14 protein-coding genes and 1 pseudogene are annotated in these 14,961 nt (G+C 58.2%); 8 read left to right on the top strand and 7 right to left on the bottom strand.

What is annotated here, in order from left to right; all coding sequences use genetic code 11:
- The first annotated feature begins 22 nt into the window (after positions 1–22).
- From pstC to QNH97_RS17715, 6 genes and pseudogenes are all read left to right on the top strand, one after another.
- A complete protein-coding gene (pstC, locus tag QNH97_RS17740) occupies positions 23–988 on the top strand; it encodes a phosphate ABC transporter permease subunit PstC (RefSeq protein ID WP_265028743.1) in 966 nt (321 codons plus the stop codon).
- A complete protein-coding gene (gene pstA, locus QNH97_RS17735; protein WP_123343322.1) occupies positions 988–1,899 on the top strand; it encodes a phosphate ABC transporter permease PstA in 912 nt (303 codons plus the stop codon). Before pstC ends, pstA begins: the two co-directional genes overlap by 1 nt.
- A 75-nt stretch (positions 1,900–1,974) precedes the next feature.
- Positions 1,975–2,736 carry a phosphate ABC transporter ATP-binding protein PstB gene (gene pstB / locus QNH97_RS17730; protein WP_025214260.1) on the top strand — a complete coding sequence of 254 codons (762 nt, stop codon included), beginning with the start codon at positions 1,975–1,977 and terminating at the stop codon, positions 2,734–2,736.
- Between the two features lie 97 nt (positions 2,737–2,833).
- The gene (locus QNH97_RS17725) at positions 2,834–3,532 is read left to right on the top strand and encodes a hypothetical protein (RefSeq protein WP_283557505.1); all 699 of its coding nucleotides are present in this window, start codon (positions 2,834–2,836) and stop codon (positions 3,530–3,532) included.
- The gene (locus tag QNH97_RS17720; RefSeq protein ID WP_283553176.1) at positions 3,532–4,155 is read left to right on the top strand and encodes a hypothetical protein; all 624 of its coding nucleotides are present in this window, start codon (positions 3,532–3,534) and stop codon (positions 4,153–4,155) included. Before QNH97_RS17725 ends, QNH97_RS17720 begins: the two co-directional genes overlap by 1 nt.
- 28 nt (positions 4,156–4,183) lie before the next feature.
- Positions 4,184–4,291 (top strand): annotated as a pseudogene (locus QNH97_RS17715) (TetR/AcrR family transcriptional regulator); the annotation flags it as partial.
- Between the two features lie 64 nt (positions 4,292–4,355).
- Here QNH97_RS17715 and dctA read toward each other — a convergent pair.
- Both dctA and QNH97_RS17705 read right to left on the bottom strand, forming a co-directional pair.
- A complete protein-coding gene (dctA, locus tag QNH97_RS17710) occupies positions 4,356–5,663 on the bottom strand; it encodes a C4-dicarboxylate transporter DctA (protein WP_283553175.1) in 1,308 nt (435 codons plus the stop codon).
- Positions 5,664–5,764: 101 nt separating this feature from the next.
- Entirely contained in the window at positions 5,765–6,934 is a 1,170-nt protein-coding gene (locus QNH97_RS17705; RefSeq protein ID WP_283553174.1) for a mandelate racemase/muconate lactonizing enzyme family protein, read from the bottom strand.
- Positions 6,935–7,033: 99 nt separating this feature from the next.
- Here QNH97_RS17705 and QNH97_RS17700 point away from each other — a divergent pair, with 99 nt between their 5' ends.
- Positions 7,034–7,927 carry a LysR family transcriptional regulator gene (locus QNH97_RS17700; protein WP_283553173.1) on the top strand — a complete coding sequence of 298 codons (894 nt, stop codon included), beginning with the start codon at positions 7,034–7,036 and terminating at the stop codon, positions 7,925–7,927.
- A gap of 97 nt (positions 7,928–8,024) precedes the next feature.
- Here QNH97_RS17700 and QNH97_RS17695 read toward each other — a convergent pair whose 3' ends face one another.
- The 3 genes from QNH97_RS17695 to QNH97_RS17685 all read right to left on the bottom strand — a co-directional run bounded on the left by QNH97_RS17695 (position 8,025) and on the right by QNH97_RS17685 (position 10,842).
- Positions 8,025–8,951, bottom strand: coding sequence for a sugar ABC transporter substrate-binding protein (locus tag QNH97_RS17695; RefSeq protein WP_283553172.1), 927 nt, complete (start codon positions 8,949–8,951; stop codon positions 8,025–8,027).
- Positions 8,952–9,031: 80 nt separating this feature from the next.
- Positions 9,032–9,823: a TIM barrel protein gene (locus QNH97_RS17690; protein ID WP_283553171.1), complete on the bottom strand. Its 792-nt coding sequence runs from the start codon at positions 9,821–9,823 to the stop codon at positions 9,032–9,034.
- Complete coding sequence (locus QNH97_RS17685) at positions 9,820–10,842, bottom strand: Gfo/Idh/MocA family oxidoreductase (protein WP_283553170.1); 1,023 nt, start codon at positions 10,840–10,842, stop codon at positions 9,820–9,822. Before QNH97_RS17685 ends, QNH97_RS17690 begins: the two co-directional genes overlap by 4 nt.
- 194 nt (positions 10,843–11,036) lie before the next feature.
- Between QNH97_RS17685 and QNH97_RS17680 the strand changes: the two genes are divergently transcribed.
- Complete coding sequence (locus tag QNH97_RS17680; RefSeq protein WP_283553169.1) at positions 11,037–13,028, top strand: sigma-54 interaction domain-containing protein; 1,992 nt, start codon at positions 11,037–11,039, stop codon at positions 13,026–13,028.
- Between the two features lie 68 nt (positions 13,029–13,096).
- Here the strand turns inward: QNH97_RS17680 and QNH97_RS17675 are convergent, their stop codons facing one another.
- On the bottom strand, positions 13,097–14,485 hold the full coding sequence (locus QNH97_RS17675; RefSeq protein ID WP_283553168.1) for a tripartite tricarboxylate transporter permease: 1,389 nt from the start codon (positions 14,483–14,485) through the stop codon (positions 13,097–13,099).
- Positions 14,482–14,958, bottom strand: a complete 477-nt coding sequence (locus tag QNH97_RS17670) for a hypothetical protein (protein WP_283553167.1) — start codon at positions 14,956–14,958, stop codon at positions 14,482–14,484. Before QNH97_RS17670 ends, QNH97_RS17675 begins: the two co-directional genes overlap by 4 nt.
- Positions 14,959–14,961: the final 3 nt, after the last annotated feature.

The following is a 14,961-nucleotide window of genomic DNA, read 5'->3' as shown; positions in this document are numbered from 1 at the left end:
CCCCCCGTTCCGGACTTAGCCCATGAACAAACCTTTTGTCGTACCGGTTAACCCGGACTCTGCCTGCCAGCCACCCTCGACGAAGGATTTCCTGGTTGATCGCACCTTTCGTGCGCTTGCGCGCATCGGTGTGGTGTTGATTCTGGCGCTGGTATTTGCCCTGGTGTTCGAGGTGGGACGCAAGGCACTTCCCGGCATGGAGAAACACGGTTTCGACGTGCTTCTGGGCAGCGTCTGGGACGTTAACCAGGGCAAATATGGCATCCTCCCGGCTATCTGGGGCACGCTCTACAGCGCGCTGATCGCGTTGCTGATCGCAGGCTTTTTCGGCGTCAGCATGGCGATTTTCCTGACCCAGGATTTCCTGCCGCCCAAGCTTGCCGCTATTTTCCGTACCATCGTCGAACTGCTCGCGGCCATCCCCAGCGTAGTCTATGGACTGTGGGGGATCTACGTAGTAATTCCGGCGATCCGGCCGCTGACAACCTGGTTGAACAGCGAACTCGGCTGGGTACCCTTTTTCGGCACGTCCCTGAGCGGGCCGGGGCTGCTGCCGGCGGCGCTGGTGCTTGCGATCATGATTCTGCCGACCATCGCCGCCGTTTCGCAGGATGCGCTTACAGGCGTACCGATGAAGACCAAGCAGGCTGCCTATGGCATGGGGACCACGCACTGGGAAGCAATTCTCAAAGTGATGGTGCCTTCCGCCGCCACCGGCATCTTCGGCTCGCTGGTGCTGGGCCTTGGGCGCGCGCTGGGCGAGACGATGGCGCTGGCCATGCTGGTCGGCAATGCCAACAACATTTCCCTCTCGCTGTTTGCCCCGGCCAACACGCTTGCCGCCTTGCTGGCGTTGAACTTCCCCGAAGCCGGGCCGAACGAGATCGAAGTGTTGATGTATGCGGCCCTGGTGCTGATGTTGATTACGCTGATCGTGAACATCTTCGGTTCGATGATCATGATGTATGCCCAACGGGGTAATAAGTGATGACTGATCTCACCGCAGCAACAGACTTGACGGCGCCAACGGGCGCGATGCCCAGCTTGCAGCGCAAGTTCGAAGGCCGCGCGCTGCGCAGCCTGATCCTGACCACCCTGGTCTGGGCGGGTGCGCTGCTGGCCAGTGTGCCGCTGATTTCCGTGCTCTACATGCTGATCACCCGTGGCGGTGCGCGCCTGAACCTGGAAGTCTTCACCGAACTGCCGCCGACCGGCTTCGAAATGGGTGGCGGCTTCGGCAACGCCATGGCAGGTACCTTCGTGATGGTCGGTATCGCGGCTGCGATCGCGGTGCCGGTCGGCATCATGGCCGCAGTCTTCCTGGCTGAGCTGGGGCCGGACAGCAAGCTGGGGAACGCCGCGCGGTTTGCCGCCAAGATGCTCACGGGCCTGCCTTCGATTCTGGCCGGGGTGTTCGCTTACGCCTTGGTTGTGATGACCACCGGCACCTATTCGGCGCCGGCCGGTGGCGTAGCGCTGGCAGTACTGATGCTGCCGATCGTCGTGCTGACGGCGGAAGAGTCGATGCGCATGGTGCCCAAGATCATGAAGGATGCCGCCTATGGCATGGGCTGCACCCGCTCGCAGGTGATCTGGAAAATCGTCCTGCCGACGGGCATGCCGGCCATCCTGACCGGCGTCATGCTGGCTGTGGCACGTGCCGCGGGCGAGACCGCGCCGCTGCTGTTTACCGCGCTGTTCAGCAACTACTGGATTTACCACCAGGGCAATCTCGAGGTCATGAACCCGACTGCCTCGCTGGCGGTGCTGATCTACAACTTCTCCGGGATGCCTTTCGACAACCAGCTCGAGCTCGCATGGGCGGCCTCACTGGTGCTGGTGATGATCGTGCTGTTCGTGAACATCATCAGCCGTATTTTCGGCAAGCCTAAGTATTAAGAACGGGAGCATCTGATCTTGAACGTATCCACTGCGCAAATAGCCGCTCCGTTTGTCACCCAGGCGCCTGTAGTCATGGACTGCAAACTGGACAAGATTTTCTACGGCAACTTCATGGCCGTGCGTGACAGCCATGTGCCGATCGAGAAAAACAAGATCACCGGTTTCATCGGCCCCTCCGGCTGCGGCAAAAGTACTGTGCTGCGCAGCCTCAACCGCATGAACGACCTGGTGAAGGGTTTCCGTTTCGAGGGTCACGTGCATTTCCTTGGACAGGACGTCTACGGCAAGGGCGTTGATCCGGTTGTCGTGCGCCGCTACATTGGCATGGTGTTTCAGCAGCCGAACCCATTCTCGATGAGCATCTTCGACAACGTCGCGTTTGGCCTGCGCCTCAATCGCTACAAGGGCGATATAGGTGATCGGGTCAAGCATGCGCTGCAAGGCGCCGCGCTGTGGGATGAAGTCAAGGATAAGCTCAAGGTCAGCGGCCTGTCTCTTTCCGGAGGCCAGCAACAACGACTGTGTATCGCCCGCGCCATCGCGACCGAGCCGGAAGTGCTGTTGCTGGATGAGCCCTGTTCGGCACTCGACCCGATCGCTACCCGCCGGGTCGAGGAATTGATGGTTGAGTTGAAGAAGGATTACACCATTGCCTTGGTGACTCACAACATGCAGCAGGCCATTCGTGTCGCTGACACCACGGCGTTTTTCTCGGTGGATATTTCCCAGGGCACGCGCACCGGTTATCTGGTTGAGATGGGCCCAACGACGCAGATTTTCGACAACCCGCGCGAGCAGATGACCGGGGACTACATCAGCGGCAAGTTCAGCTAAGCAATACACGGCCGGCCAAGGCCGCATGCCTGCAGAAGCCAAACGGATTTGGCGGGCAACCGATAGACTTTTTACCAAGCGTTTCCAAGGAGCACCAATGTCTGCAACGCATCGCCTTGATTTGCTAGCGATAGAACGAGCACTGGGTGAAGTGCAGAGCCGCTTCGCCGAGCTTAGCCGGCATTTCACGGAACAGCGTGACCCCTTGACTGACGAAGTGCTGCACAATGTGCTTGAAGGCTATGCGTTGATTGACGACTACGTTGCACGGGGTGTTGACCTGTTTGATCTTCAGCAACTGAACCTGATGCTGGAAATCAATGCCACCGTTCTCTGTGGTCGAGACCCGGTCCGCCGATTGGAATACGCCCAGCACCTGGCAGCTACCGAGGAGCACTTTTTCAACAACGTTGAGGGAGGCATCAAGGATTTGTTCAATTGGTACTGCGCGTATCGCAGTGAGTCAGTCTGGAAGCGTGCGGCCGGTGTGTATGTGCGCATCCTCAGCAAGCCGCAACTGTTCATTGAAGGCAATAACCGCAGTGGGTCGCTCATCGTCAGCTATTTGCTCATGCGTGCGGGTTTGCCTCCTTTCGTGTTGACAATGGAAAACGCCGAGGGCTACTTCAATCCGTCCTCGGTCATACGCAACTCCGCCAAACATGGGGTCAAGGCGTTGTACGAACTGCCCAAGATCAAGAAAAAATATGCAGCCTTCCTGGAAGAACAGGCGCCTGATCCCATGAGGTTTTTTCTCAAGGACAGGCCCGTGCCCGTCTATCAAGGGGGCCATTGATGAGGCGGTATTCAACGCTGGCTAGATGCCGGGCAGCAGGCAGCCGACTAAGGCAGGCGGTCCAGATGCCCCTGCCCAAGCGTCCGCGCATTCGGATTTCGTTCGATATCGATGACACGCTGGCCTGCCAACTGCACCACTGCGCCGTCGAGCAAAGCCGGCTGCCGGCCTGTGTCCATCGCTGGCTGGGCGAGCCTCTGCGTTGCGGAACACGCTCGCTGACCCGGGAGCTACGCCGCCAGGGCTGCAGTATATGGGTCTATACATCGTCCGGTCGCACGCCATCCTACATCCGGCGTTGGCTGATGTTGTACGGCATCCGGGTCGACGGCGTGGTAAACAGCGTACTGCATAACCATGCCCTGACGGCCCATGGGCTGTCGAACACCCCCTCGAAGTTCCCCCCGGCATTCGGTATCGACTTGCATGTAGATGATTCCGAGGGGGTACAGCTTGAAGGTGATGATCACGGGTTTCGCGTTGTCGTGGTGCACCCGGAGGATGAGCGCTGGGCGCAGAAAGTCCTGGATGCGGTCGCCATTGTCCAGGCGCAGCTCGATTGGCAGCAAATGCTCAGACCCAAAGAGCCTGCACAACAACGCTTGGAAGTTTTTTCCTCCTGATTTTTATGTCGTCTACTCGTTCCCGAGCATAAGGCAAATGGATTCCCAGAGCGATTGGCGCTCACGTCTCGTCAGATTGATGGACCTGGTGATGGATGGTCTATGTGCAGGCAGCCCCGAAAGCCTGAAGAAGTAACGTGTAGGAAACCCACTCCGGGTCATGCCACGTTTTAAGCGCAAAAACCGGAGCGGTCTGTGGATTATTTTTGCGCCAACAATGCCTTCCTTGCTGCCTTTTCGTGTTTCATGGCAGCGATTTCACGCTCGCAGGCCTCGACATCGAACGAGTTGTCCCACTTGGCAATGGCGATGGTGCCGATGCCGTTACCGATCAGGTTAGTAACGGCACGAGCTTCGTTGAGGAATCGGTCGATACCTAACAGCAACACCAGGCCTACGAGGGGGATGGAGTGGATGGTTGTGAGTGTTGCAGCCAGCGTCACGAACCCCGCACCCGCCACGCCTGCCGAGCCTTTTGAAGTCAGCAGGAATACACCGAGCAGAATCATCTGATCCATAAAGGTCAGTGGTGTATTGGTCGCCTGGGCGATAAAGATGGCGGCCATGGTGAGATAGATGCAGGTGCCATCCGCATTGAAGGTATAGCCCGTAGGCAACACCATGCCCACGACCGATTTCTTGCAGCCAAGCTTTTCAAGCTTCACCATCATTCGCGGCAGTACGGCTTCGGTGGAGCAGGTACCGAGCGTGATGAGAATTTCATCCTTGAAATAACGCAGGAATTGCATGAGCGGCATGCCCGACCATCGAGCAACCGTGCCCAGCACTACCACGATGAAAATCAAGGTTGTGACGTAGAGCGCGATCAGCAACTGACCGAGTGAAAGCAAGGTGCCAATTCCATACTTGCCGATAGTGAAAGCCATGCCGGCACCAGCCCCAATCGGCGCTAAGCGCATGACCATCGCAACGATCTTGAACAGGCCTTGCAGGAACAGATCAATGGTGTTGATCAGCGGCTTGCTGGTTTCACCCATTTGAACCAGGGCAACGCCCATCAATACCGAAAGCAGGATGACCTGGAGCATGACGCCATTCGAGAATGCGCCAAGGAAAGTAGGCGGGATGACATTGAGGAAGAAATCAATGATGCCGCCTTGCTCGCTGGCAGCTTGGCTGTATTTGCCAATAGCACTTGCATCAAGTGCGCTAGCGTTAATGTTCATACCTACGCCAGGCTTCACGATGTTGACCACAATAAGGCCAATAACCAGGGCGATGGTTGAAAGAATTTCGAAGTAGATCAACGCCTTTACGCCGATCCGCCCGACTTCTTTGATACTGCCCATCTTTGCGATACCCACGACGACGGTACCGAAAATAATCGGTGCCAACAGCATTTTGATCAGTTTGATGAAGCCGTCGGCAAAGGGTTGGAGCTTGGCTCCGACATCAGGTACGAAGTAACCGACTGCAGCACCTATCACGATGCCGATTAGCACTTGCACGTACAGCTGGCTGTACCAGCGGGTTTTGGAGATTTCCACGGAAGCACCTCATTTTATTTTTGTGATGGGCATGTGGCGCGGCGTCTGGTGGGTGACGCCTGATTCTGCGGCCTCTTTCAAAGACCGCAGAACGAGAGTGATCAGCCTTCGCCCAGCTCACGCATTACGGCGTACAAAGCGGACTTGGCTTCGAAGCCAACACCTGGAATGTCCGGCAGGCCGACATAACCATTTTCCACCTGGATTCCGTCAGCGAAGCCGCCGAAAGGCTGGAACACATCCGGGTAAGACTCATTGCCGCCCAGATGCAGTCCTGCTGCGATGTTCAGGGACATCTGGTGACCACCATGCGGAACGACACGGCGAGAAGACCAACCCATTTCTTCCATCACATTCAGGGTGCGCATGTACTCCACCAGCCCGTAGGACAGAGCACAGTCGAACTGTAGGTAGTCGCGATCAGGGCGCATGCCGCCGTGACGCAGAAGGTTACGGGCGTCCTGGTGGGAGAACAGGTTTTCCCCGGTGGCCATGGGCAGTTCGTAGTGATTGGCAAGCTCAGCCTGCAATGCGTAATCAAGCGGATCGCCAACCTCTTCGTACCAAAAGAGGTTGTACTTCTTGATGGCTTCCGCGTAAGCAATACCCGTCTGAAGATCGAAACGACCATTGGCATCGACCGCCAATCGACGACCGTCCCCAACCACCTCAAGTACCGCTTCGATGCGACGGATGTCTTCGTCCAGCGGCACCGCACCGATCTTCATCTTGACGACGTCGTAGCCCCGATCCAGATAGCTCTGCATTTCTGCCTTGAGCTTGGTCTGGTCTTTGCCAGGGTAGTAATAGCCGCCCGCCGCATAGACCCAGACCTTGTCATCTGCCACACCGTTGCGGTAGCGGTCGGCCAGCAGGCGATACAGGGGTTTGCCTTCAATCTTGGCGACGGCATCCCAGACAGCCATGTCGATGGTACCCACCGCAACGGAGCGTTCGCCGTGGCCGCCTGGTTTTTCGTTGGTCATCAGGGTTTTCCAGATGGCAAACGGATCCAGGTTGTTGTGCTCATGATCGACGAGCGTATCCGGGTCAGCTTCAGTGATTCGCGCCAGGAAGCGATCACGCATCAGTGCGCCTTGGCCATAACGACCATTGGAGTTGAAACCGTAGCCGATGACAGGTTTTCCATCGCGAATCACATCTGTGATGACGGCCACAACCGAGCAGGTCATTTTCGAGAAATCGATATAGGCATTGGCGATTGGGGAGGCTATCGAAACAGTTTTTTCACGGATGTCTACGATACGCATGACGGGGTCCTCTTGTTGTTGATGACCCCACGTTATGCTTTGCGATGCTACCCGCCCAATGCTATTAATGCCGCACCCTATGCACAGGAGGCATGGCCCTTGGAACTCGTTTGGCTTGAAGATTTTTCAGCGCTTGCGGAGTACGGCAGCTTTGTTCGGGCGGCTGAGGCGCGGCATGTTACCCAGCCCGCATTCAGTCGCCGGGTGCGTTCGTTGGAGACCTGGATGGGGGTGCAATTGTTCGTTCGAACGCCACAAGGCGCGACGCTTACTGAGGCAGGCAGGCAAATTTTGCCCAGTGCCCAGGAGGCTGCCAGGCGCTTATACAGAATGCGCAACGAGGCTCAAGAAATAGCTGGAATGGCAGCCAAATCGCTCCAATTTGCGGCCACTCACTCCCTGTCGTTTACATTTTTCCCCAAGTGGCTTCGAAGCTCGGAGAGCGGTGCTCCAATCGAGGCTGTGCAGCTGCACTCAGCTAGCATGGCTGCCTGTGAGCAGATGCTCATACATGGTCAGGTTCAATTTCTGCTCTGCCACCGCCATCCCGACGTTCCACCTCTACTGGCCCCTGACCAGTTCATCGGAAAGAAGGTGGGTGAAGACGTTCTCGTTCCTCTTGCGAGTGCCTACGCTAACTTCGGCACCTCGCCTGCGGCATTGCCATACCTCGCATACACCCACGAGTCCGGATTGGGGCGTATCGTCACTCACAGACTACGTGGCAAAGAGGAATACCTTCACCTCAAACCCCTTTTTAGCAGCCACCTTGCAGCGGTACTCATGTCCATGGCCTTGGAAAGCAAAGGTGTGGCCTGGTTGCCCAAGAGCCTTACCGAGCAAGAAGTACTGGATGGACGCTTAGTCAGGGCTCTCGACGAAAGCTGGGATATACCTCTGGAAATTCATCTGACTCGTCCAACGGCGCCACTCAGTCAATCTGCCGAAGAATTCTGGAGTCGGGTGGGCAGTGACCAGGCGCGTTTTACATGACGCACTGCGTCGCTCAATAGGAATAGACGAAACAGGATTCGCTTTGCGAGTCGCCGCTGATCCCTGCCGGGACCGCGGCGAAGTGTTGAGCTGGCCGCTATTTGTAATGTTGCTCAAACACCGCCAATTGCTCAGGCTTGATCAACTGAAAGGGCACCCAGACGTCTGTTTCGACCGGTTCTCCCTTGATCATCTTGAGCGCCGCTTGTACCGCGCTGGTCGCCTGAGCCTTGGGGTCCTGGAATACCGAGGCGACCAGCATCCCGCGCTTGATCGCCGCGAGACCGTCAGGCAAGCCGTCGATGCCGACGATTGCGATCTCGCCCTTGGCTTTGCCGGCTTGTTGCAAGGCCATGGCCGCACCGATGGCCATTTCGTCGTTGTTGGCGACGATGGCATCGAAACGGCTGCCAGCCAACAACCAGTTACTGGTCAGGTCCATCCCCTTGTTGCGCTGCCACTCGGCACTTTGCTGCTCGACAATCTTGATTCCGGGATAATCCTTGAGCACCTGTTTGACGCCTTCGGTGCGGTCGTGGGTAGCGTTTTGCGCCAGGTCGCCCATGATGATCGCGAGGTTGCCCTTGCCTCCGAGCTTTTCGGCCAGGTAGCGCATTTGCAGCTGTCCGGCCTCAATGTCATTGGACGCTACCGTGACGACACCCTTGGGCAAGGTACGCTCGTCCGGGTGACGGTTGACGTAGACCAGCGGGGTCTTCGCCTCGACCGCGGCGCGGGTGATGTTGGCCGTGGCGGAGGTGTCCACCGGCAGGACAATGACCGCATCCACTTTCTGGTTGATAAAGCCCTGGACCTGGTTGAGTTGGCGCACCACATCGCCTTGGGCGTCCTCGAATTGAATCTGCACGTTTTCCTTTTTCGCGGCCTCGTCCAGGCCGTTACGCACGTAAGTCATGAAGTTGTCGTCGACCCTGGCGATGCTGACGCCGATGCGATAATCGGCGGCGGCCCATTGGCTGAAAAGCAACAGCAGGGTGGCGAAAAGCAGTGTGCAACGAGGCATGATGGTTTTCCTTTTGTTGTTATGAGTAGTACGTCACCGAGAGAAGAAATCTGCCACACGTTTTGACTTCGGCGCGGGCTTCATCCATCAAGCGTGAAGGCCTGTCTGAAACGCTCAAGCGCGACTTCGCTGTCACCGCTGGCCCAGCCTTCGAGGCCGACGACACCGCTGTATCCCATGCCGAACAAGGCCCTGGCAATGGCGGGATAGTGGATTTCGCCGGTGCCGGGCTCCCTGCGGCCAGGGACGTCGGCGACCTGGATTTCGCCGATGGCGCTGCCGGCGCGTTGGATCAGTTCGATCAGGTTCCCTTCGCCGATCTGTGCGTGATAGAGGTCCAGATTCATCTTCAGGTGTGGGCTGCCCACGGCCTCGATCAGCGCCAGGGTATCGTCGGCACGGGCGAAAGGCGTGCCCGGGTGGTCGACTTCGGTGTTGAGGTTTTCCAGTAGGAACACCCGACCGGTGTCTTCGCCCAGGCGGGCGATTTTTTCCAGCGTCTTGCAGGCGCTCAACCACATGCGGCCGGTGGTCTGGGCAACGGGTTTGACCGGCAATCCCCGATCACCCAGGCCGGTGCCATGCAGGTTCAGGCTGGGGCAACCCAATTGAGCAGCGACCGCCAAGGATTCCTCGGCGCTGTCGAGCAGTTGCTGGATATCCTCGGGATCGGTCAGGTTGCCCGAGATGTAGCCGGTCATGGAGGTGAAATCCGCGCCGGTCGCTACGAGGGCTTGGATGTCTTTGGTCGTCCAGTTCCATATCTCGACGCTGAAGCCCAGCGCATGGATGCGTTTGACTCGCTCGGTAAAGGGCAGGTCGAGGAAGACCATCTCGGCGCTGATCGCCAGTTTGAACGGTGTGAAACTCATGAACGAGCTCCTTGCACGCGCACTGTTTTGCCCAGTTGGAAGGACTCGATACAGGCGCGAGCAATGGCCAGTGCCGCCCGGGCATCTTCACCGCTGGCCAGAGGTTTTTCGCCGTTGCGCACGCAACTGACAAAGTGGTTGAGCTCGGCCACATAGGCATCACGCAGCAAGTCGGTGTCCATGCGCTGGGTGTCAGCCTGGACCCCATTGGCCAGGTATCGCAGCAAGTCAGAGTCGTTAACGTTGCCCATGGTCAGCATGCCCGCGCTGCCGAACACTTCGCCGCGGACATCGTAGCCATACACGGCCTGGAAATTGGCCTCGGCCGTGGCGATGGCGCCATTGTCGAAACGGATCGTGACCACTGCTGTATCGAGAAACCCGTTGTCCTTGTAGTCCGGTGCGATCAGGGCATCGGCCATTACAAAAACTTCAACCGCTTCGGCACCTGGATTCAAGTAGCGCAGGGTATCGAAGTCATGGATCAGGGTTTCCAGGAAGATCACCCATTGCGGCGATGCGGCCGGGTTGTTCAGCGCCGGGTCGCGGGTCAGCGAGCGCAGCAGTTGTGGCGTACCGATCCGGCCGGCAACCACGTCCAGATGGGCGGTGCGGAAACTCTTTGCGAAGCGACGGTTGAAGCCGACTTGTAGCGTCACCTGTGCATCGGCAGCGGCGGCGATGGCGCGGTCGGCCTCGTCGAGGGTGATGGCCATGGGTTTTTCACAGAACACACCTTTGCCGGCCCGGGCCGCATTGATCACCAATTCGGCATGGCTGCGGGCCGGGGCGGCAATCAGCACGGCGTCGATGTCCGGGTCATCCAGTAATTGTTGCGGATCGGCATAGACCTTCTGCACGTCCAGTTCCGCCGCCAGGCGCGCGGCCTGGCCGGGGGTCGGATCGGCGATGGCGGCGAGGCATGCGCCGGGGATGTACCGGGCGGCGGTCAGGCCGTGAAAACTGCCCATGCGGCCGGCGCCGATGAGGCCAAGGCGAATGGTCTTGGATGTGCTCATGAACATGACTCCCTTTATTGTTTTTACGACTCGGCGGTAAGAATGTCCTCGTCTGGGTAAGCAGGGAGCAAGCGTTGTGCCAAAAGTTAACCTATTGATATTTGGTGGATTTTATTCGTTCGTGGCTGAACGAGTGTTCATTTCTATTACATGTCTATACTGTCATGTCAAAAATATAGACATGCGGCCGAATAATGAATCAACCACCTGCAGTATTGAGTGCCGAAGACCGCGATTACCTCACCACGCTTGGCCCTGCGTCGTTGAACGAAGGGCCAATCACTGTGCTGGATGAGGCTTGGCGAGCGTGCTTGCGGGGGCGCGTAGATCGGCCTGTCGGGATCCGGCGGGTGATTTGGCAGTCCTGGTTGCGCAGCGTCAATGCCGGCCTGGATCCGGCAGATGGCGAGTACCGTTTTGTCGCTCCCGCCGACCTGACCGCGACACTGGCAGCCAACCGGCCACTGATCGCCGCAGCGGCGCAAGTCATGCACGGCTTGCTCGCCTACAACCCAAAGGGCCATATCAATCTGACCGATATCGAAGGCACGACGTTGTATTTCTGTGGCCTGGACATCACGCCCATAGGCAGTCGACTGCTGGAATCGGTACAGGGAACCAATTGCACCGGGTTGGCGATTGCTGAAGAGCGGTTGGTGTATGTGCTGGCCGAGGAGAACTTCGGGCTGGGACTGCGCGAGCGCCGCATGCATTGCGCCGCCGCTCCGATCAGGGATGTTCAGGGTCGGACGCTGGGTATCTTGACCTTGACGGCAGAGCCAGGCTGGTTTCATTTCCATACCCTGGGCACTGTCCAGGCCGCGGCCGAAGCGGTCTCGAGGCAGATGACGCTGCAAGCCTTGCTGGAAGAACAACAAACAGTCCTTGAGGTGCTCAACGAGGGCTTGGTGGTGTTGGATGAGCAGGGTTGTATCAAAGCCCTCAACCATTACGCCCGAGAGTTGTTCCGCGTGGGCCGCGACCTGCTCGGCAGTCCGTTCAAGAGCCTGGGACAAAGCGAGTTGACCGATGCAATCCTGCTCGCGGGCGGGGAAGGGGTGCGAGACCTGGATTGCACCTTTGAATTGCCCGACCGCGGCCACCTGGCCTGCCTGGTGTCGGTCTGTCCGCTGGAGCAAGGCGGTCGCATTGTTTCGTTGCGTGAAAACCGGCGCATCCGGGAAATCACCCGGCGGATCATTGGCACCCAGGCCAGCTACACCTTCGAAACCATCCTGGGCCGTTCACGGGCTATTCAGGATGCCGTGCACCTGGCCCGGATTGCCAGCCGCAGTGATTCGACCACGCTGATCCTCGGCGAGAGCGGTACTGGCAAGGAGCTGTTTGCCCAGGCGATCCATAATGCCAGCGACCGTTGTGACGGCCCTTTCGTGGCGGTCAATTGTGGAGCCATTCCCCGTGACCTGGTGCAGAGTGAACTGTTCGGTCATGTCGAAGGCGCCTTCACCGGATCGGCTCGTGGAGGCTCGGCAGGCAAGTTCGAGTTGGCCGATGGCGGCACGATCTTCCTCGACGAAATCGGTGACATGTCCTTTGATGCGCAGGTCAGCTTGCTGCGCGTCCTGCAGGAAGGCGAGGTGACACGGGTGGGTGCAAAAAAATCGTTGCACGTCAATGTTCGCATCATCGCCGCCACCCACCGCAACCTGAGTCAAGCGGTGGCCGAAGGGGCCTTTCGTGAAGACCTTTACTACCGACTCAACGTGCTGAACCTGACGGTGCCGCCACTGCGGATGCGCCGCGACGATGTGCCGTTGCTGGCACGGCATTTTCTTGCGCGTTGTGCCCGTTCTCTACGCAAGTCGATGCAGGACCTTTCACCGGCGGCGTTGGATATTCTTGGCGCCTACCATTGGCCGGGCAATGTCCGCGAGTTGGAAAACGTCATTGAGCGGGCGACCAACCTGGCGATGACCGAACTGATCCAACCGAGCGATCTGGCGCTGGAGATCAGGCAGCCAGGGCGACCCCCGACGTGGGGAAGTGCCCCTGAACCTCGAACGGCCCTGGACCTCGGCACCCATGAAATGAATGCAATCATCGCCGCCCTCAAAGATTCGCGCGGAAACATCCGTCTGGCTGCTCAACGGTTGAATGTGTCTCGTGGCGGGCTGTACAACAAAATGAGTCGATTTGGACTCAAGGTTGATGCGTTCCGTTCTTAAACAACAGGGATGTGAGAATCTTTTATGCATGATGGTTACCTGAATATAGTTGTTTGGTTTGCTGGAAATCATGCGTGTGTCAGGGCGACGAGAGCCGGAACCGTGAGTACGGCGGTGTAATAGCCCATGAACTGGACGCCAATGTTGAAGCCCAAGAAGCGTGAGAGAAATCCGCCGAGCAGGCCGATGGTGATGATGACCAGCAAGCCCAGGAAGCCGCCTTCCCAAATGCCAATCACCAGCAGCAGGCCAACAAATGTCGAGATCACGGCTTCGTGGCTAATTTTGCGCGACACATAGGATGCTGCTCTGTGCGCGTAATTCATGGTGAACGGGTAAGCAATCAGAATGGCAATGACCACTGCCAACATGCCGTACCCCAGGAACTCCCAAGTGTTGAGCAGTGAGTGCAAGTTGTGCACCTCGCCCGTCGCGGTGTCGACGCTAAAGCGTGGGGGCGCATTGAAGAGTGGCGCTGCCGGGCCCGCGGCGACGGGGCTAAGTGGCAGACCGAACGCGATCAGCGGGATCAACGCTTCGGCGAGGTAAGTTGATTCGGTCACCCCGTTTCGAGCGGTGATGACTGTGGTCAACCGATGGTAGACGTGCTTGACCCTCGCGCCGACGACTTCACCCATGATGACGGTCATGGCGACCGGACTGAACACGAAGGTGGCGCTGGAGATTACGGCAGTGATGGCCGTCCACAGGCTTTGTTTGCTGTCTAACACCCTGAGCGGATTAGGGAAAAATCCGCCCCGGCTTTTTACGTCGGGAGACAAGGAAAAGGTGCGCACCTCCTGGCGTCGCATTGTTTCTCGCTCGGCCGGCGCGAGCATGGAGAACAGGGCGGCGATCAACGGACCGACGGCAATGCCGAGGAAGTAACTGACACTGAGCTTGACCCCATACTGAGCGGTGATGCTTTGCAGGGCCACGATCACCATGACGAAAGGGATCAGCGTCAGCACCGCCGCCATGCGACCTTTGGAAAACCATGCGATAGCGACCGCTGCGCACAGGAAAACCCAAGGTGCAGCACGCTTGATCATGTCACCGAACGGCGCGAGCATCACGGCGAACAGCACGGCCACCGGAACAGCAATCAACGCAGCAATGACCGCCCCCGAAATCATCTTGCGCAGTGCAATGTGTGGTACGCCCAGATTGCGCAAGAAATTGGCTTCGCGCATGAGTGGCGTCGCCATGGTATCGCCCGGAATACCCAGGAGAGCCGTCGGTACGGCATGGGTCATATGTTTGGCCACCGCGCCCGCCAGGAAGAATGTCAGCACACCGGCGGCAGGAACGCCCAGCAGAACGACCAACAACGTCAGCGGGGCGAGCGTCGTGGTTTCATCGCTACCCGAAATGAGCCCGATCCCGGCAAAAACCACCGCCCCCAGGATACCCATGCCCAACGCAATCAGGATCTGATCCAGCAGGGGCGCGATCATGGTCGGTCACCTTTGAGGCTTCCCGCGCTGACAGCGGCGATGGGAGGGGCATCGAAGCTTTTCGCGCAATTGCTTTGACCTTTCTCGTAATCCGCGAACAGATCATAAAGATCCATTTCACGCAGCTCCGCTATCGTGGCTGGCGGCAGGTCAGCCAGATTGCCGAGGGGGCCGTATTCACTCTCCAATTCGATCAGGATTTTTGAACGCCACGCCGGATCGGCCAGATGCTCTACGACATTGCGCTTGGGTTTGAAAAGCGACGCACTGACGGCTCCGCCAGCGAGGCAACCCACGATACCCACCAGCATCGCGTATGCACGGGCCATCTGCAGAGAGTCTACCCAGCCGACAAACAGATACTGCGCCAGGAAGAACGTGCCGAGGCTGACGATTGCGCCGATGCCAATGGAGTAGATCAAGTGGCGACCGTCTACCGTGTCGCCCCAGACTTCAAACAGTTCGGGTTTCATCAG

Origin of the sequence: Pseudomonas sp. G2-4, assembly GCF_030064125.1 — a bacterium.
GTDB lineage: Bacteria > Pseudomonadota > Gammaproteobacteria > Pseudomonadales > Pseudomonadaceae > Aquipseudomonas.
This window is presented reverse-complemented; position numbering and strand designations above follow the sequence as displayed.

Excerpts from the sequence above, each read along its gene's own strand:
- pstC (WP_265028743.1), top strand. The coding sequence starts at position 23 with ATGAACAAACCTTTTGTCGTACCGGTTAACCCGGACTCTGCCTGCCAG.
- pstA (WP_123343322.1), top strand. The coding sequence starts at position 988 with ATGACTGATCTCACCGCAGCAACAGACTTGACGGCGCCAACGGGCGCG.
- pstB (WP_025214260.1), top strand. The coding sequence starts at position 1,975 with ATGGACTGCAAACTGGACAAGATTTTCTACGGCAACTTCATGGCCGTG.
- QNH97_RS17725 (WP_283557505.1), top strand. The coding sequence starts at position 2,834 with ATGTCTGCAACGCATCGCCTTGATTTGCTAGCGATAGAACGAGCACTG.
- QNH97_RS17720 (WP_283553176.1), top strand. The coding sequence starts at position 3,532 with ATGAGGCGGTATTCAACGCTGGCTAGATGCCGGGCAGCAGGCAGCCGA.
- QNH97_RS17705 (WP_283553174.1), bottom strand. The coding sequence starts at position 6,934 with ATGCGTATCGTAGACATCCGTGAAAAAACTGTTTCGATAGCCTCCCCA.
- QNH97_RS17695 (WP_283553172.1), bottom strand. The coding sequence starts at position 8,951 with ATGCCTCGTTGCACACTGCTTTTCGCCACCCTGCTGTTGCTTTTCAGC.
- QNH97_RS17690 (WP_283553171.1), bottom strand. The coding sequence starts at position 9,823 with ATGAGTTTCACACCGTTCAAACTGGCGATCAGCGCCGAGATGGTCTTC.
- QNH97_RS17685 (WP_283553170.1), bottom strand. The coding sequence starts at position 10,842 with ATGAGCACATCCAAGACCATTCGCCTTGGCCTCATCGGCGCCGGCCGC.
- QNH97_RS17680 (WP_283553169.1), top strand. The coding sequence starts at position 11,037 with ATGAATCAACCACCTGCAGTATTGAGTGCCGAAGACCGCGATTACCTC.
- QNH97_RS17675 (WP_283553168.1), bottom strand. The coding sequence starts at position 14,485 with ATGATCGCGCCCCTGCTGGATCAGATCCTGATTGCGTTGGGCATGGGT.
- QNH97_RS17670 (WP_283553167.1), bottom strand. The coding sequence starts at position 14,958 with ATGAAACCCGAACTGTTTGAAGTCTGGGGCGACACGGTAGACGGTCGC.